This is a genomic window from Williamsia maris (assembly GCF_024171815.1).
GTDB lineage: Bacteria > Actinomycetota > Actinomycetes > Mycobacteriales > Mycobacteriaceae > Williamsia_A > Williamsia_A maris.
Genome location: NZ_JAMTCJ010000002.1, coordinates 1,107,265 through 1,124,343 on the forward strand (window position 1 = coordinate 1,107,265; position 17,079 = coordinate 1,124,343).

18 protein-coding genes are annotated in these 17,079 nt (G+C 67.4%); 9 read left to right on the plus strand and 9 right to left on the minus strand.

The window, feature by feature from the left end; all coding sequences use genetic code 11:
- Position 1: 1 nt before the first annotated feature.
- Complete coding sequence (locus tag LX13_RS11960; protein WP_253661530.1) at positions 2 to 715, minus strand: DUF1345 domain-containing protein; 714 nt, start codon at positions 713 to 715, stop codon at positions 2 to 4.
- 114 nt (positions 716 to 829) lie between these two features.
- On the opposite strand from LX13_RS11960, the gene LX13_RS11965 reads away from it, so the two are divergent.
- The 3 genes from LX13_RS11965 to LX13_RS11975 all read left to right on the plus strand — a co-directional run bounded on the left by LX13_RS11965 (position 830) and on the right by LX13_RS11975 (position 3,530).
- Positions 830 to 2,302, plus strand: a complete 1,473-nt coding sequence (locus LX13_RS11965; protein WP_253661531.1) for an MFS transporter — start codon at positions 830 to 832, stop codon at positions 2,300 to 2,302.
- A gap of 46 nt (positions 2,303 to 2,348) precedes the next feature.
- Complete coding sequence (locus LX13_RS11970; protein ID WP_253661532.1) at positions 2,349 to 2,942, plus strand: DinB family protein; 594 nt, start codon at positions 2,349 to 2,351, stop codon at positions 2,940 to 2,942.
- 72 nt (positions 2,943 to 3,014) lie between these two features.
- On the plus strand, positions 3,015 to 3,530 hold the full coding sequence (locus tag LX13_RS11975) for a PaaI family thioesterase (RefSeq protein WP_253661533.1): 516 nt from the start codon (positions 3,015 to 3,017) through the stop codon (positions 3,528 to 3,530).
- On the opposite strand, the gene LX13_RS11980 is transcribed toward LX13_RS11975, so the two are convergent.
- The 3 genes from LX13_RS11980 to LX13_RS11990 all read right to left on the minus strand — a co-directional run bounded on the left by LX13_RS11980 (position 3,516) and on the right by LX13_RS11990 (position 6,653).
- The gene (locus LX13_RS11980) at positions 3,516 to 4,130 is read right to left on the minus strand and encodes a DUF305 domain-containing protein (RefSeq protein ID WP_253661534.1); all 615 of its coding nucleotides are present in this window, start codon (positions 4,128 to 4,130) and stop codon (positions 3,516 to 3,518) included. The genes LX13_RS11975 and LX13_RS11980 overlap by 15 nt on opposite strands.
- Positions 4,127 to 5,674: an LVIVD repeat-containing protein gene (locus LX13_RS11985; RefSeq protein ID WP_253661535.1), complete on the minus strand. Its 1,548-nt coding sequence runs from the start codon at positions 5,672 to 5,674 to the stop codon at positions 4,127 to 4,129. The genes LX13_RS11980 and LX13_RS11985 overlap by 4 nt, the downstream gene beginning before the upstream one ends.
- Positions 5,675 to 5,834: 160 nt before the next feature.
- Positions 5,835 to 6,653 carry a GGDEF domain-containing protein gene (locus tag LX13_RS11990; protein ID WP_253661536.1) on the minus strand — a complete coding sequence of 273 codons (819 nt, stop codon included), beginning with the start codon at positions 6,651 to 6,653 and terminating at the stop codon, positions 5,835 to 5,837.
- A 499-nt stretch (positions 6,654 to 7,152) separates the two neighbouring features.
- On the opposite strand from LX13_RS11990, the gene clpB reads away from it, so the two are divergent.
- Positions 7,153 to 9,717 (plus strand): ATP-dependent chaperone ClpB, encoded by a 2,565-nt coding sequence (gene clpB / locus LX13_RS11995; protein ID WP_253661537.1) that lies wholly within the window; start codon positions 7,153 to 7,155, stop codon positions 9,715 to 9,717.
- Between the two features lie 39 nt (positions 9,718 to 9,756).
- On the opposite strand, the gene LX13_RS12000 is transcribed toward clpB, so the two are convergent.
- The gene (locus LX13_RS12000) at positions 9,757 to 10,146 is read right to left on the minus strand and encodes a winged helix-turn-helix transcriptional regulator (RefSeq protein ID WP_253661538.1); all 390 of its coding nucleotides are present in this window, start codon (positions 10,144 to 10,146) and stop codon (positions 9,757 to 9,759) included.
- 100 nt (positions 10,147 to 10,246) lie between these two features.
- Here LX13_RS12000 and LX13_RS12005 point away from each other — a divergent pair, with 100 nt between their 5' ends.
- Together LX13_RS12005 and budC are read left to right on the plus strand one after the other, a co-directional pair.
- Positions 10,247 to 10,966 carry an SDR family oxidoreductase gene (locus LX13_RS12005; protein WP_253661539.1) on the plus strand — a complete coding sequence of 240 codons (720 nt, stop codon included), beginning with the start codon at positions 10,247 to 10,249 and terminating at the stop codon, positions 10,964 to 10,966.
- On the plus strand, positions 10,963 to 11,745 hold the full coding sequence (budC, locus tag LX13_RS12010; protein WP_253661540.1) for a meso-2,3-butanediol dehydrogenase: 783 nt from the start codon (positions 10,963 to 10,965) through the stop codon (positions 11,743 to 11,745). Before LX13_RS12005 ends, budC begins: the two co-directional genes overlap by 4 nt.
- Before the next feature lie 71 nt (positions 11,746 to 11,816).
- On the opposite strand, the gene LX13_RS12015 is transcribed toward budC, so the two are convergent.
- Complete coding sequence (locus LX13_RS12015) at positions 11,817 to 13,334, minus strand: MFS transporter (protein WP_253661541.1); 1,518 nt, start codon at positions 13,332 to 13,334, stop codon at positions 11,817 to 11,819.
- A 145-nt stretch (positions 13,335 to 13,479) separates the two neighbouring features.
- Between LX13_RS12015 and LX13_RS12020 the strand changes: the two genes are divergently transcribed.
- Positions 13,480 to 14,127: a TetR/AcrR family transcriptional regulator gene (locus LX13_RS12020; protein WP_253661542.1), complete on the plus strand. Its 648-nt coding sequence runs from the start codon at positions 13,480 to 13,482 to the stop codon at positions 14,125 to 14,127.
- Positions 14,128 to 14,130: 3 nt separating this feature from the next.
- Here LX13_RS12020 and LX13_RS12025 read toward each other — a convergent pair whose 3' ends face one another.
- Positions 14,131 to 14,484: a VOC family protein gene (locus tag LX13_RS12025; RefSeq protein ID WP_253661543.1), complete on the minus strand. Its 354-nt coding sequence runs from the start codon at positions 14,482 to 14,484 to the stop codon at positions 14,131 to 14,133.
- Between the two features lie 117 nt (positions 14,485 to 14,601).
- On the opposite strand from LX13_RS12025, the gene LX13_RS12030 reads away from it, so the two are divergent.
- Together LX13_RS12030 and LX13_RS12035 are read left to right on the plus strand one after the other, a co-directional pair.
- Entirely contained in the window at positions 14,602 to 15,033 is a 432-nt protein-coding gene (locus tag LX13_RS12030) for an SgcJ/EcaC family oxidoreductase (RefSeq protein WP_253661544.1), read from the plus strand.
- Positions 15,034 to 15,078: 45 nt separating this feature from the next.
- Positions 15,079 to 15,723 carry a M15 family metallopeptidase gene (locus tag LX13_RS12035; RefSeq protein WP_308214747.1) on the plus strand — a complete coding sequence of 215 codons (645 nt, stop codon included), beginning with the start codon at positions 15,079 to 15,081 and terminating at the stop codon, positions 15,721 to 15,723.
- 3 nt (positions 15,724 to 15,726) lie between these two features.
- Here the strand turns inward: LX13_RS12035 and LX13_RS12040 are convergent, their stop codons facing one another.
- Together LX13_RS12040 and LX13_RS12045 are read right to left on the minus strand one after the other, a co-directional pair.
- The gene (locus LX13_RS12040) at positions 15,727 to 16,407 is read right to left on the minus strand and encodes an SDR family NAD(P)-dependent oxidoreductase (RefSeq protein ID WP_253661545.1); all 681 of its coding nucleotides are present in this window, start codon (positions 16,405 to 16,407) and stop codon (positions 15,727 to 15,729) included.
- Between the two features lie 17 nt (positions 16,408 to 16,424).
- A complete protein-coding gene (locus LX13_RS12045; RefSeq protein ID WP_253661546.1) occupies positions 16,425 to 17,078 on the minus strand; it encodes a DUF998 domain-containing protein in 654 nt (217 codons plus the stop codon).
- Position 17,079 lies beyond the last annotated feature (1 nt).

The window sequence follows — 17,079 nt, forward strand, 5'->3', positions numbered from 1 at the left end:
TTCAGTTCAGGATGTTGATCGCCCGCGCGAGAACCATGGCCACGGTGGCCAGCGCGATCATCGACTGCACCGCCATCAGCAGTTTGGCCCATCGGTTCATCGGCATGGTGTCGGTGGGGCTGAAAGCGGTTGCGTTGGTGAAGGACACGTACAGGTAGTCGGCGAACTGCGGTTCCCAGTCGGGGTCGGACACATCGGGGGTGGTCATCTGGGGGAACAGGAAGTCGGGGTAACGCCGGAGTCCGGCCGCTCGTGCTGCGGGCCCGCCACGGTCGAGGTCCCAGTACCAGAGTCCGAAGATGATGATGTTGGTCAGATACACGGCACCGCCGGTGGCGAGCAGCGCCGCTGCCGACACCCGGTGGTCGCCGGCGACGATCTCGAGCACCAGACGCACCGCGGAGTATCCGTTGGCCAGGCTGGCGACGGCGATCAGCGTGAGGCTCACCCAGCGCAGGGGAGTGGACACGCGGTCGATGCGCAAGGGGTTGGCCGCGACGAGGGTGATGAGCAGGACCACCTCGATGGCCGGCAGCAGAAACCGTGACGAGAGGTTGAGTCGGTCGGGCAGCGCCAGCTGCAGCGCGATGACCACGATGATCGCCACCGACGCGACCCAGCGCGGTTCGCCTGCGGTGATACGTCGCCACGCGGGTAGGGCGTCACGGGAGATCCGTCGGCCCAGTCCTCGATCGTGTTCGTCGCGTTCGGTCACAACTGTGATTGTGCCCGGGTCCGGAAAGTAGACTCGGCGGTTTGGTGTGCGCAGCCGTCCCACGGGGGTGCCGCCACCGACGCGAGCCCCAGACCGAAAGGCGCACAACCGACAATGCCGACTCCCGACCCCACGTCGCCCGACGACACGCAGCCCGACCCGAGGCGGTGGAAGGCGCTGGCGGTCTGTCTCGTCATCGGTTTCATGACCCTGCTGGACGTCTCGATCGTCAACGTCGCGCTGCCGTCGATCGAGAAGGGCATCGGTGCGTCGTCGGCCGACCTGTCGTGGGTGGTGTCGGGGTACGCGCTGGCGTTCGGCCTCGTGCTCGTCGCCGCCGGACGGATCGGTGACGCCCGCGGGCGCAAGACCACGTTCATCGTCGGACTCATCGCCTTCGTGGTCGCATCGGCTGCGTGCGGGTTGGCCACCGGTCCGCTGGTCCTGGTGATCGCCCGCCTGGTCCAGGGTGTCGCCGGCGGCATCGTGAGCCCGCAGGTGTCGGGCATCATCCAACAGCTGTTCCGGGGCCGCGAGCGCGCCAAGGCATTCGGACTGTTCGCCGCCACCATCGGTATCTCCACCGCGGTCGGGCCCCTGCTGGGCGGTGTCCTCATCGAGCTCGGCGGCACCGAACACGGCTGGCGTTACGTGTTCATGGTCAACATCCCGATCGGTGTCGTGGCGCTGGTGGCCGCGATCGCACTGCTCCCGGGGACACCCGCGCAGTCGCGACAACCCCTGCGTGCCTCGAGTTTCGACCCGGTCGGCGTCGTGCTGCTGGGTCTGGCCGTGGTGTCGCTCATGCTGCCGCTGGTCCAGGAACAGCAGTGGCAGGGCAACGCCAAATGGCTGTTGTTGATCCCGGCCGCGATCTTCTTCGGGACGTTCCTGCTGTGGGAACGCAGGCTCGGCTCACGCGGTGAGCAACAGTTGGTGGACCTCGGCCTGTTCTCGCTGCGGTCGTACACCCTCGGCTGCGTCATCGGCATGGTCTACTTCGCCGGCTTCACCACGATCTTCTTCGTCTACACGCTCTACGTGCAGCAGGGGCTCGGCTACTCGGCCCTGCAGGCCGGTCTGGCGGTCACCCCGTTCGCCATCGGCTCGGCGGTGTCGGCCCGGGTGGGCGGCAACCTGGTCGGTCGCTTCGGACGAGGTCTGGTCGCGACCGGGCTGGCGATGGTCGTCGTCGGCATGGTCGGAGCCGTGGTCGCCTCGATGGCCGTACCGGGCCACGGTGTCGGATGGGCCGCCGCGCTGCCGCTGCTGGTGGCCGGAATCGGATCGGGGCTCGTCATCTCGCCCAACATCACGCTGACCCTCGACGACGTGCCGGTGTCGCGGGCAGGTATCGCCGGCGGTGTGCTGCAGACAGGCCAGCGCATCGGTTCGGCCGCGGGGATCGCGCTGGTGGGCGCGGTGTTCTTCGCTCAGGTGGCCGATTCCCCGGGTGACTCTGCTCCGGCCTTCCAGATCGGGATGTCGGTGGCCGCCGGGCTCACCGCTGTCGCCCTGGTTATCGCGGTGGTCGACGCCGTACGCGCACGTCCGACCTCGACAGCGAAAGTGACGACGCCGGCCTGACGGATCGAGGACCGTAACTGTCCGCAATGGGGGACATGCTCATCTCATGACGATCACCGAGTCCCAGGGAGCCGACACCATGACCACCACCATCGACGACGAGCGCGCGGAGTTGCTCACCGAATTGGCCACCGCCCGAGCCGTTCTTCTCGGGACGGTGCAGGGCCTGACCGACGAGCAGCTCGGCCTGCGCTCCACGGCCAGCGCACTGTGTCTCGGCGGGCTGATCAAGCACGTCGCGTCGACCGAGGCGGCGTGGATGCGGTTCGTCACCGAGGGCACCTCCGGGATGGAGTTGGTGCTCCCCGAGGGCGTCACCTGGGAGGACCTGATGTCGGGGACGGCGCACACCTACCCGCAATGGGCCATCGATCGCCAGAACGAGTTCGAGATGCTCCCCGAGGACACCCGATCCGGAGTGATCGCCGACTACGAACGGGTCGCCGCAGCGACCGAGGCCGTGATCGGCGATGCCGGTGACCTGTCGCGCACGACGCCGTTGCCCTCAGCGCCGTGGAATGAGCCCGGCGCATCGTGGAGCGTTCGACGAGTCCTGATCCATCTGGTCGCCGAGACCTCCCAGCACGCAGGTCACGCCGAGATCATCCGCGAGAGCATCGACGGTCACACCAGCATGTGAGGCACGCCGTTGTCGGGCCACGTCCGCGATCACCTCGTCGGCCCGACGAGGCGGTGGCCGACAATGGCGGGTGTGAAAAACAACAAGACCGTGTTCCACGGCTGGCTCTACAAGCCGTCGAGGTTCCGTCTGCTCGTCGGGCTCTACCCGCCGCTGCTCGGCGCGGGCGTGCGGGTCTCGCACATCGCCGACGACTGGACCTCCGGCGCGATCACGGTCCGTGTCTACCCGTGGACGGCCAACCTGCACGGCGCCGCGTTCGGGGGAGCGTTGTTCTCGGCCACCGACGTCCTCTACGGGATGATGCTCGCTGCGCAGCTCGGTCGCCGCTTCGAGGTGTGGACGAAGGCCGCGAGCATCGACTTCCAGGCGCCGGGACGCGGCCGCCTCGAACTCCGCGTCGAACTCCCGAACGACGAGGCCGAGCGCATCCGAGACGAGGCCACCCGCGAGGGCGTCACGCAGGTGATCCACCACGTCGACATCGTCGACTCGAGCGGCACCGTGGTCGCCGGTGCGGATCACACGATGCGGATCCGCCTGCGCGCCAACGACACCGCGCCGCAGGCGCCCTCAGGCAAACGGTAACGGCGTACCGCCACGAGCGGTCAGCAGCGTCACCATGAGATCGACCTCGTTGCTCTGCTCGTCCTGCATCTGGGTCGCGGTCGCGGTGACCGAGGCGTTGTGACCGTGCTGACGCACGTACTGCGCCATGCTGATCCCGCCCTGGTGGTGCCGGATCATCAGCTGCAGGAACCGGACCTCGTTGACCGAGCCGGTCGTCTCGTGCAGGGCGGTGAGCTCGGCATCATCGGCCATCCCCGGCATCATCACCGACCCGGCGTGCTGAGCGTGCGCGGATCCCATCCATGCCATCGGAGTCGATGACTGCTCGGGCGCCCCGGCCGCCTGTAGCCATCCGCGCATCTGCCCGGTCTCGGCGAGCTGCGTGCTGGAGATCTGATCGGCGACGGCGCGAACCTCCGGTGTCGCCTGCGGTGAGAGCTGCCCGACGATGGTGATCGCCTGCTGGTGGTGGGCCAGCATGTCCTGCGCGAACCCGATGTCGATGCTGCTCAGAGCCGGTGCGGCCTCGACGGCTCTCGCGTTCCCGATCATCACCCCGACGATCATCGACACCCCGGCGGTGAGGGCGACGATGCACAACGCCCACCGTTGTCTCACCGTGCCGTCCCCGCGCGCGGATCGATCCGCAACGCCAGGAAGCCGTTGTCCGAGCAGGTGACGTAGAGCAGGTCGCCACGGAACTGCGGCGGTGACATGCACCAGTCCGCGGTCATGTCGACGCCGATCAGTCGGGACCGGTCGTTGACGATGCCGGTCAGCGGTGCCTGTCCCTGCAGGATCGCGCGACCCAGCGCCGCGGCCCCGATGATCGGCGGCGCGGCGATGTTGGCGAGTCCGGCGTGGATGGAGTTGGTCAGGGTGGTGAACGTCTTGCCCACCTGGGCGGCGGGGTTGTAGTAACCGATCTCCCGGAATCGGTCGGGATCGCTGATGTCGAAGACGCGGATGCCGGATTGGATCCACCCGCACGCCATCCGACGCGGATCGACCGGACGGTCCACCGAGCAGTAGTGCGACTCGTAGGCGAACGGTCCGTTGCCGCCGGCGCTGGCCACTGCGCGGGTCTGGTTCCTCGGTAGGTTGATGGCCAGTTTGATGACGTTGCGCAGCTTGAGGTTCGACGACCGTGTGGCGTCGAACAGCTTCGCGCCACCCGAGCCCGCCTCGTCCATCGAGAACACGTGGGGCCTGCCGCGGTAGGTGACGTAGATGCTGTGCTGGGTGATCTGGCCGTCGGTCCAGAACTTCTGGCCGATGTGCGGCGCCGGACGGGAGACGATCGTGCGCGGCTTCCGGTTCTGGATCGCGGACACGTCGATCATGGTGAGCCCGGCCAGATTCGACAGATACATGGTCTTGCCGTCGGGGGTGAAGCCCATGCCGTGGGCGGAGATCCCGGTGATGCCGCTCCAGACGACCATCGGCCGGCTCGGGTCGGTCAGGTCGACGGCGCTGATGTAGCCCGGGGCGACACCAGAGGCCCAGTACGTCTTGCCGTCAGGGGAGAAGTCGCCCTCGTGCGTGGTGATCGGTATCGGCATGTTCAGCCGGCTCCCCGCACCACGGTTGAGCAGGCGCGGGTGCGCACAGTCGGTGGCGATGTCGTAGACCGAGATGTAGCCGGCGCCCTCCAGGACGCCGACGGCGGTACCGACCAGCAGCCCGCGGGCCTCGTTGACCTTCAGCGACTCCCAGGTGCCGCCCAGCGCCGCGGGCTCGTTCAGGACGGCCGTGCGCACGGGCCGGGCGGGATCGGATGCGTCGATCACGTTGACGCCGGCGGGTTTACGGTTGAGCAGGTTGGTCGGGAAGCTGGTGCCGGTGTAGGTGCACTGTTTGTAGGACGCGCTGGTGATCCCGGTGCCCTCGTTCTGCAGCTGCCCGACGAGGTCGACGTTGCAGTTGTACCCGCGACGACTCCGACCACTCTTCCGATCGGACAGCGGGACCTCGCCCTGCACCCCGGTCTCCACCCGGTCGCCGGGCCGACACCGGGCCTGCGCCACCGAGTCCGGCCAGACGTCGGTCAGGTCGTTGTATCCGGGCGGCGCCTTGGCCACGGCGAGGGTCGTGCTCGAGGCGAACACCGCCACCACGATCGCGATGACCGTGATCCAGCGGCGGATGGGTGTGACGTGCACGTCGAGCCTCCCGAATGGCTTCTCATCAGATGTGCGAATCGAGCACCGGTGATCCGGTAACCGACCGCAGCACCTCGCCCGTACGGATGTGCGCCGCGTCACACACCCGGAGAGTGTCATTGCCCGATGACAGAGATGTCAACAGTTTCGGCGATTGGATTCACCCGTCGACACCCACTGCATTGCCTCCGGATCGCTTGCTCCGGTACATCGCACGATCGGCGTCGCGGAGCCATTCGATGACGCGGACCTCGAGGTCGGTGGAGTCGATGCCGCTGATCGGCGTCGACGTGACACCGACGCTGGCGGTGACGGGAGTGTGTCCGTCGGACATCTGCACGGCCAGCCGCACGGCCTCGGCAAGTGCGCGTACCTCTGTCGGTGGCCTCGCCGCGGCGACCGCGAATTCCTCGCCACCGAGTCGTGCATGGATGGCTGAGAGGGGTAGTTGTTGATCCACGCACTGGGTTGCACGGCGCAGGACGAGATCTCCGGCGTCATGTCCGTAGGTGTCGTTGACCCTCTTGAAGTTGTCGAGGTCGTAGACGACAACAGCGAGATGGTCCGACACCGTGCCTTGTGAGGCCACCATCAGACGCGACATCTGTGTTGTGAACCCCCTCCTGTTGAGCAGGCCTGTGAGTGGATCCACCAGCGAGGCGGCGGCATCCGCTCGGAGTAGCCACAAGCCGATGTGGGTCATGGTCGGGATGACCACCAGGACCATCACGGCGGTTGCGCCCTTCGCGACGGTGAGGGCGGGATCAGCGTCCGGACCGAGCGCAACCGGCGTGAGGACCACCACGACCGCGACCAGACATATCGCGACGTGTGCGACGACCAGTGCAGGGCCATGGAAGAACGTCACGTACAGGCCGGGCACCAACAACATCAGGACCCCACACAGGCCTGCCATGGGGTCGGCGTCGAGAGTCGACGCGAGACAGATTCCCGCGTCGGCGGACAGGACGAAAGTCACCGAGGTCCGCTGATTCGGCCAAGGTCGCAGAATCCAGCGCAGCATCCAGAACATGGCCAATAGTGCGCACGTGATGTTTGCGATCCGGATCGGACCGCTCCCCGGTCCCGACGGCGACCACATCACAGCGATCGCTGACAGTGCGAGCATGGCGGCGAACGCCGAGATCGCAACTCGCACAACCGTCGTCAGTGACCTGGCGTGCAGGAATGCTCTCGACCACAGGTGGTCGACCGGGTCATTCCACCATTGCCGCGCGAGAACGGCGATCTGCCGGAGTCCGTCGCGTGTCGCGGGCACCGCGCCGGGTGGTGGATCGGGCACCGACCGACCCTAGTCCGTACCACTGTCCGATGCGACATTGGTTGATGGCGATGTGCTGCGCGGGCTCGCGGATGATGCATACTTGAGCGGAACAGACTCAAGTTCTCGTGCGTTGAAGAACTCGACGGGTCATCGGACCCGAGATACTTCACGCAAGACCTAGGAAGGTGAGCACATGTCCACTCCCAACTCCGGCGGGTTCAACCCCACCACCAAGACGCAGGCCGCACTGTCGGCCGCGGTGCAGTCGGCAACCGCCGCCGGGAACCCCGATGTCCGGCCGGCCCATGTGCTGGTCGAACTGCTCGATCAACCCGAGGGAATCGCATCGCCGCTGCTCAAGGCCGTCGGTGTCGACCCGACCGCGGTGAAGGCGCAGGCCAAGAACCTGGTGTCGCGGATGCCGACCGCATCCGGTGCCAGCTCCGCGCCGCAGCTCACGCGCGAGACGATCGCCGCGATCACCGCTGCTCAGCAGCTGGCGGGCGAGCTCGACGACGAGTACGTCTCCACCGAACACCTCGTGGTCGGTCTGGCCACCGGTGACTCCGAGGTGGCCAAGCTGCTGCACGACGTCGGCGCCACCCCGCAGGCCCTGCGCGAGGCGTTCGTCGCCGTTCGCGGCAGCGCGCGCGTCACCTCGCCCGATCCGGAATCGACCTATCAGGCCCTGGAGAAGTACTCCACCGACCTCACCGCGCAGGCCCGCGAGGGCAAGCTCGACCCGGTCATCGGTCGCGACACCGAGATCCGGCGCGTGGTGCAGGTGCTGAGCCGCCGCACCAAGAACAACCCGGTGCTGATCGGCGAGCCGGGTGTCGGCAAGACGGCCATCGTCGAGGGACTGGCCCAGCGCATCATCGCCGGTGACGTGCCGGAGAGCCTGCGGGACAAAACCGTCGTCAGCCTCGACATGTCGTCGATGGTCGCCGGAGCGAAGTACCGCGGCGAGTTCGAGGAGCGGCTCAAGGCCGTCCTCGACGACATCAAGGGATCGGCCGGTCAGGTCATCACCTTCATCGACGAGCTGCACACCATCGTGGGTGCCGGCGCCACCGGCGACTCCGCGATGGACGCGGGCAACATGATCAAGCCGATGCTCGCCCGCGGTGAGCTGCGGCTGGTCGGTGCGACCACGCTGGAGGAGTACCGCAAGTACATCGAGAAGGACGCCGCCCTGGAACGTCGTTTCCAGCAGGTGTACGTCGGTGAGCCCTCGGTGGAGGACGCGGTCGGCATCCTGCGTGGACTCAAGGAGCGCTACGAGGTGCACCACGGTGTGCGCATCACCGACTCCGCACTCGTCGCCGCGGCGACGCTCAGCGACCGCTACATCACGTCACGGTTCCTGCCGGACAAGGCCATCGACCTCGTCGACGAGGCGGCGTCGCGTCTGCGCATGGAGATCGACTCGCGTCCCGTCGAGATCGACGAGGTCGAGCGCATCGTCCGCCGGCTGGAGGTCGAGGAGGTCGCGCTCGACAAGGAGACCGACGAGGCGTCGAAGCAGCGTCTAGAGAAGCTGCGCCGCGAACTCGCCGATCAGCGCGAGAAGCTCAACGAGCTCTCGGCGCGCTGGCAGGGCGAGAAGCAGGCCATCGACGGTGTCCGCGATCTGAAGGAGAAGCTGGAGTCGCTGCGCGGTGAGTCCGATCGTGCCGAGCGCGACGGTGATCTCGGACGTGCTGCCGAGCTGCGCTACGGGCAGATCCCGGTGCTGGAGAAGGAACTCGCCATCGCGGCCGACAAGAGCGCGCCCGCAGGCGATTCGGTCATGCTCAAGGAGGAGGTCGGCCCCGACGACGTCGCCGAGGTCGTCTCCGCCTGGACCGGCATCCCTGCCGGCCGAATGCTCGAGGGTGAGGTCACCAAGCTGCTGCGGATGGAGGACGAGATCGGTGCCCGCGTGGTCGGTCAGCGGGAGGCGGTCGAGGCCGTGTCCGATGCGGTCCGTCGTTCGCGTGCCGGTGTCGCCGACCCGAACCGGCCGCTGGGTTCGTTCATGTTCCTCGGGCCGACCGGCGTCGGCAAGACCGAGCTGGCGAAGGCGTTGGCGGAGTTCCTGTTCGACGACGAGCACGCGATGGTGCGCATCGACATGAGCGAATACGGCGAGAAGCACAGCGTCGCACGGCTCGTTGGTGCCCCTCCGGGATACGTGGGATACGAGGCGGGCGGTCAGCTCACCGAGGCGGTGCGTCGTCGGCCGTACACCGTCGTGTTGTTCGACGAGATCGAGAAGGCGCACCCGGATGTGTTCGACATCCTGCTGCAGGTGCTCGACGAGGGACGCCTCACCGACGGCCAGGGCCGAACGGTGGACTTCCGCAACACGATCCTGATCCTCACGTCCAACCTGGGAGCAGGCGGGACCAAGGATCAGGTGATGGCGGCGGTCCGCTCGGCCTTCAAGCCCGAGTTCATCAACCGACTCGACGACGTGGTCATCTTCGACGCGCTGAACGAGTCCGAACTCGAGTCGATCGTCGAGATCCAGATCGGGTCGCTGGCCGCGCGACTGGCGCAGCGCCGATTGCAGCTCGAGGTGTCGGCCAACGCCAAGAAGTGGTTGGCGGCGCGCGGTTTCGACCCGCTCTACGGTGCGCGACCGCTGCGACGGCTCGTCCAGAAGTCGATCGGTGACCAACTCGCCCGCGGGTTGCTGGCCGGTGACATCCACGACGGCGACGTCGTCCCGGTCAACACCAGCGCCGACGGGGAGAGCCTGGTTCTGGGCTGACCCCGCCCCGCGTGTAGCGCGCGGCGCCCGGCGCGACGTCTACCCGACGTCGTGCCGGGCGTTGTCGTCTCGCGCGTCGTCGTTGCGTGCGTTGGCCGCCTGCACCTCGGGCACGTGCGACTCCGCCCAGGCGCGGACCGCGGCCAGGGGTTCGAGAAGCGAGTGTCCCAGGTCGGTGAGGGCGTATTCGACGTGCGGTGGCTGACCGCCGAAGTCCCTCCGGTCGATCAGACCGTCATGGTGCAACGCACGCAGGGTCTCGGTGAGGACCTTGGGCGTGATGCCCTGGATGTGGGTCTTCAACTCGCCGAACCGCATCGGGCCCGATGCCAACGCGGTGACGACGAAGACCGTCCACCGGGCGCCGATCCGGTGCAGCACGACGCGACTCGGGCAGGTCGGCGCCATCACGTTGTAGGCCTTCGACATCGCGTGTCCCTCCTGGTGGTCGACGGTTTCGTTGTAGATACCGGTATCAAATTCATACCGTCTCTGGTGGAAACACTACGACACCACAGGAGGAACGGACATGGCGCAGACGTTGGACGGGCAGACGGTATTGGTGGTCGGCGGTGCGAAGAACCTGGGACTGGCGATCGCGACGCGCGCTTCCGAACTGGGCGCACAGGTCGTCATCGGGGCACGTGACGACGATGCCGCGGTCACGGCGGCCGCCGCCGTTCACAACGCCCGGCCCATCACCATCGACATCACCGACGAGGCGAGCATCGCGGCCGCGGCCGCCGAACTCGGCGCCGTCGACCACATCGTCGCCACCGCCGCAGCACACCACAACGTCGCGGTGACCGCGCTGGACCACGACAGGGTCGTGACGGCGTTCGAGGCCAAGGTGATCGGCCCGCTGATGCTGGCCAAGCACTTCGCGCCGACCATGCCGCCGTCCGGGTCGATCATCCTGTTCTCCGGTGTCGCGGCATGGAAGCCGTCTCCGGGCAAGTCGATCATGGGCATCACCAACGGTGCGGTGGCGTTCGCCGTCGACCACCTCGCCGCGGAACTCGCACCCCTCCGCGTCAACGCGATCTCACCCGGCATCGTCGACTCCGGGACCTGGGACGGACTCCCCGACGCCGACCGCGCCGCCCTGTTCGACGGCGTCGCGGGCAGCATCCCGGCCGGCCGCGTCGGCACGACTGCCGACATCGTCGATGCGGCAACATGGTTGTTGACCGCCGGTTTCATCAGCGGCGAGACCATTCACGTCGAAGGAGGCGCACGCAGCGCATGAGCACCACCAACACATACGCAGTCAGCGACAAGGTCGTGGTCATCACCGGCGCGGGAACCGGCATCGGGCGCTCGATCGCCCGGGCATTCCTCGCCAACGGCGCGAAGGTCGTCGTCTCGGGCCGTCGTCGTGACCCGCTGGAGGAGACGGTCGGCGACGCCGCCGACGGTCACGCCCTGGTGGTTCCCGGTGACGTGTCGAAGCGGGCCGACGTCGACGCCCTCGTCGTGGCGACCCTCGAGGAATTCGGCCGGATCGACGTCGTCGTCAGCAATGCCGGGGTCCACGACGGTGGCGGCGACATCACCGACATGTCCGACGACAGCTGGGCGCTGCTGCGCGGGGTGAACATCGACGGCTTCGTGCACGTCGCGCAGGCGACGCTGCCGGAACTGGTGAGAACCGGCGGGAACCTCGTCGCGGTGTCGTCGGTGTCCGGGATCGGCGGTGACTGGGGGCAGGCGGCCTACAACGCCACCAAGCACGCGGTGAACGGTTTCGTGCGTTCCCTCGCACTGGATTACGGCGGTCGCGGCGTGCGGATCAACGCTGTCGGACCGGCGTTCACCCTCACCGAGATGACCGAGGGGATGGGCCGCGACGAGAAGTCGTTGGCCCCGTTCGTCAATCGCATCGCGCTGGGCCGACCCGGTGAGCCCGACGACGTCGCGCCGGCGGTGCTGTTCCTGGCGTCCGACGATGCCCGCTACATCACCGGCACCATGCTCACGGTCGACGGCGGGACGAGTGCGTCGACGGGACAACCGCACGTCGAGTAGCTCCGGTCGGACGACACACGAAGGGCCGCCTCGATGTCTCGGGGCGGCCCTTCGTTGTTCACCTGCGTGGGTCAGGCGACGAGCAGGGGATCGGGCGACTCGTCGGCCAGATCCTGCTTGCGCATCCGGATGGTGACCAGCGCGACCACCAGCGCCACGGCCATGAAACCGGCGCCGGAGTAGAACGCGACGTCGTAGCTGAAGATGTTCGCCTCCTTCAGACCGTCCGGCGTGTTGGTGTTCGGCCGACCGGCGAACACCTGCGCCACGATCGTGCTCAGCAGCGCCAGCCCGATCGAGCCACCGATCTGCTGGGTCGTGTTGACCAGCGCACTGGCCACGCCCGAGTCGTCGGCGTCGACGCGGTGCAGCGCAACCGTCTGCATCGAGACGAACACCAGTCCCATGCCCGCGGCGATGAGGATCATCGCGGGGAGGACGTTGACCAACCACGTCGAGTCGGTGTCGAGCTGGGCCAGGTACAGCAGGCCGGCGGTGGCCAGGGCCGAACCGCCCACCAGCAGTGCACGCGGTCCGAAGCGCGGGAGCAGCGAGCTGGCCAGCCCGGCACCGATCACGATGAAGATCGGGAACGGGAGGAACAGGACGCCGGTGCGCAGTGGGGTCTCACCCAACGTGTTCTGGAAGTAGTAGCTCAGGAACAGGAACATCGCGAACATGGGGATGGGCACGATGAACGAGATCAGGAACGCACCACCGCGGTTGATCTCTCCCGGGATCCGCAGCGGCAGCAGCGGATTCGACACGCGCATCTCGATGGCGATGAACGCTGCGAGGAGCACGACGCCTGCGACCAGCAGCGACACTGTCGACGCTGCGCCCCAACCGGATTCGGCGGCCTTGGTGAATCCGTAGACGAGGCTGACCAGAGCTGCGGTGACCGTGACGGCGCCGGGCAGGTCGTAGCTGCCGCGTCGGGTGACGGGCTTGTCGCGGATCACCAGGATCAGTCCGCCGATGGCGGCGATCAGGGCGATCGGGGTGTTGATGAGCAGGGTCCAGCGCCACGAGAAGTACTCGGTGAGTGCACCACCGGCGATCAGGCCGATCGCCGCGCCACCACCAGAGACGCCGGCGTAGACGGCCAGCGCACGGGCGCGTTCCTTCTGCTCGACGAACGTCACGGTGATCAGCGAGAGCGCTGCGGGGGCGAGCATCGCGGCGAAAACGCCCTGCAGTGCGCGACCGGCGAAGAACGACGCGCCGTTCCAGGCGAGTCCCGCTGCGGCCGAGGACAATGCGAAGCCGGCGAGTCCGATGAGGAACATCTTGCGGCGTCCGAGATAGTCGGCCATGCGACCGCCGAGGAGCAGCAGTCCGCCGAACAACAGCGTGTAGGCGGTCAGTGCCCACTGGCGGTTGGCGTCGGAGATGCCGAGATCGGTCTGGGCGAACGGCAGCGCGATGGTGATGATGGTGGCGTCGAGGACGACCATCAACTGCGCAAGGGCGATGATGCCGAGCGCCCACCATTTGCGGTTGCTCTTCGGCTCGGTGGCCGACGTGTGGGACGACCGAGTCGTGTCGAGTTCGGTGTCGTCGAGTTCTGGGGGATTGGTGAGTGCCACGATTCCTCGAATCTGGAGAGGGTGTGCCAGGCGGCGCTCGGCAATAGTGGCAGGGTCAGACACTTGACGTCAAGTGCCAGAAGACGGTGAGTGACATTTGACGGTTTGCGGCGCTTGTCTCCGTCGGACGGGTACGATGGTGCTCGTGACGGTGGTGGATACCGAGAAGCCGCAGGCCAGAGCCGGTCTGCGTGAGCGCAAGAAGGTACAGACGCGGGCTCGGTTGATTGATGTCGCGCTCGAACTGTGCGATTCGCAGGGGTTCGACGCGACCACGGTCGAGCAGATCTCCGACGCCGCTGACATCTCGCCGCGCACGTTCAACCGCTACTTCGCGACCAAAGAGGACGTCATCCTCGCCCCCATCGACGACATGGTCGCCGCCGTCGCGGCCGCGATGGACGCTCAGCCGCGCACAGGCAACGAGTTCCAGGCGCTCCTCGACGCGCACCTCTCGGTGATGTGCGGCGGGTGTCCGGAGATCTCCAGCCTCGACCTCGACCGCTTCGAGGTGATGAACCGCATCGCGCAGTCATCGCCGTCGGTGAGTGGTCGCAGCGCCGAGATGGGTGAGATCAAGTTCCGCCGCCTCAGCGAGAAGATCGCCGAACGCACCGGTGCGAGCACCGACGACATGCAGGTGCGCGTCATCGCGACCGTGTGGTTGTCGCTGATGCACCTGGCCATGGACAAGTTGTGCGGCGCTGGAGCACAGTTGGGCAGCCAGGCCGCACGTGCCGATGCGCTGCAGTCGACCTACGACGCGTTCCGCGTCGCGGTCAAAGACATCTGATTCTCAGTACGTCTCGCGGAAGCTCCCGATGACGGTGATCGTGTTGCCGTCGGGGTCGGTGATGGCCGACAGCTGAACGCCCTTCGTCACGGTCTGGATCTCGCCGGTGGTGAGTCCGCGTGCGGCCAGCTCGGTCACGTGCGTGTCGATGTCGTCGACGGCCAGGTTGAGCAGACCCGACCCGGCTCGTTCGGTGTCGACACTGACCTGTACCCAGCCGTGGTCGGTGACCTGCCACTCGACCAGGCTCGGCATCGGGTTGTTGTCGGCGGGCCGACCGAAGAGCCCCTCGTACCAGCTGTTCGCGGTCGCGAGGTCGGACACGGGTACCACTGCGAGCAGATGCACTATGGACATGGTTCGTCCTTTCGTCTGGGGAGTCCGTACACAGATACCGACCCGGCGAGGCGTCGGAACTCATCGGTCATCGACGACATTGACTTCAAGTGGCGTTGAGGTCCTACCGTCGCCGCCATGGATACGCACAACGACCGGACCCACCGCCCGTCGCTCGACAGCGGCGAACACCGTGACGCGATCACGCACCTCATCGACCACCTGCAGCGTGGTCACGACACCGGCGACGCCGACACCTACGACGGGCTGTTCGCCGGCGACATCCTGTGGGGTTCACCGAAAGGTCAGGTGCTGCAGGGGTTCGCGCCCCTCAACGCGATCCATCGCACTCAGCTGACGGGGGCGCCGGCGTCCCCGGTCTCGGTGTTCGAACTCGCACAGGCGTCGGCACCCACCGACGACGTCGTGATCGCGCAGATCCGCAGGCGTGCCCTCAGCGGCGCCTTCTCGGAGATGGCGATGTACGTGCTCGTGCGTCGTGACGATCGGTGGTGGCTCGCCGGCGGCCAGAACACCCCGATCACCGACGTGCTCCCGGCTCTCGACTGAAAGCGGCAACTGTCGCCTCGCGGTGCGATAATCCCCGGGTATGACATCCAGACTCCTCGGCCTCGGGGCCGCTGTTCTCGTCGCACTCTCCGTCGCGGTGCCGACCGCGTCGGCAGCACCCGCGAGGCGGCCGAGGGGCTGCACCGGGCACAACTGCACTTCCTGCTGCAGGGGTACTCGCTGAAGGTGTACGACTGCTACCGCCCGCAGCGCGCGGTCAACGACTTCGTCGCGTGGGCGAAGAAGCTCGACGACCAACGGATGAAGGCCGAGTTCTACTCCGGCGTGGACAAATCGAATCTGTTCCGCGACGGCTACATCGCCGAGCAGTCCGGGCACAGTCGCGGGAGCACGATGGACCTGACCCTCGTCCGGTTGCCGGCCCGGCCGACGCGGCCGTATGTGCGTGGACAGCGACTCGTGGACTGCACGGCACCGCAGGCAAAACGCTTCGCAGACAACTCGATCGACATGGGCACTGGCTTCGACTGCTTCAACACCCTCGCGTGGCCACTGGATTCTCGCGTCGGGGGCCAACAGCTTCGGAACCGTGTCCTGCTCCTCAACGGACTGGTGCAGCAGGGATTCGCCCCGTACCCCTACGAGTGGTGGCACTTCACCTACAAGCCGGAACGGTTCGGCAACACCTACTTCGACTTCCCGGTCGCCCGGTCGTCGCTGCGGAGGTAGCCGTCAGTCGAAGTCGCTGCTGGGCACTTCGCGTTCGCCGCCGGTGATGGCCGACACGACGCGTTTCGCAACCGCGTCCGGCGCGATCCCCTCGGGCATCTTCGGTGGCTCGCCGGCGATGGCCCGGTCGACCAGTCCGGTCTCGGTGTGCGGCGGTCGGACGTCGACCACGCGGATCTTGTTGCGGCGCGCCTCTTTCGCCGCCGCGATGTACAGCGTGGACGCGGCCGCCTTCACCGCGGAGTACGTCGCCATCCCGGCGACGGGCTGTTCGGCCAGCACCGCGCTGATCCCGACGATGACGCCGCCCTCCTCGACGGCGGACAACGCTGCCCGCAGCAGACGCAGCGGTCCGAGGAAGTCGATCAGCACCAGGTCGTCGACGGTGTCGTCGTCGATCTCGGCCACCGGCCCGAAGGCCGCGACCCCGGCCGCGTTCACGACGCCGTCGATACGACCGTGCTCCTCCTTGGCGGCGTCGATCACCTGCGCCGCCGCGGCCGGCTCACGCAGATCCGCGGTGACGATGTGTGCGCCGTCGATGCCCAGGGCGTCGAGTTTGTCGGCGGACCGGCCCGAGATCGTCAGAGTCGCGCCGGCGTCGGCGAGCAACGTGGCGATGCGGGAACCCAGGGCGCCGGTGGCGCCGACGACGACGAACACCTTGCCGGATAAATCAGTCATCACCCCATAGTGCACTTCTACCGGTGGGGTGGGGGCTGAGCAGTTCGCCGACCTGGCAGGACGAGCAGCAGGATCACCAGGCCGGTGACGATGTCCCAGCCGATGATCGAGTACACGGCGCCGCGCTCGACGGCGCCCTCGAGGCCGGTGTCCGCACCTGCGATGGCGAGCAACGCGATGAAGCTCGCGATACCGACGACTCCCGCGAGACAGGAGGCGACGCAGTACCAGCGCGGCGCCCCGATCTCGGCGAACACCCCGCCGGCGACGATCATCGCGGCGTTGCCTCCGACGATCGCGAGCAGGGCGCCGAAGCCGTGCAGGGGACTGGCCCCGGCGTGGAACACCCCGACGAGGACGTTGCCGATGCCGTTGACGACGGTGAGCACCACGAACGCGGTACGTCCCCGACTCGTTCGCCCGATCGCGTGCACGAGGAGGATGCCGCCGGCGGCGAACAGGATCCCGTGGACGATGAACGCGCCGAGGTTCATCAGTGCCGCCGACGGCGAGGAGCTCGGGACGCCGAGAGCGCTGATGTAGTCCCGCGAGTAGCTGTAGTCCGGATAGCGCACGGCGGCCACGGCCTCGGTGACGAAGTAGACGACGCCGCCGATCAGCCACGCCCACGCCGCGGATCGAACACCCGACGGCCGGTCGATCACCGACACG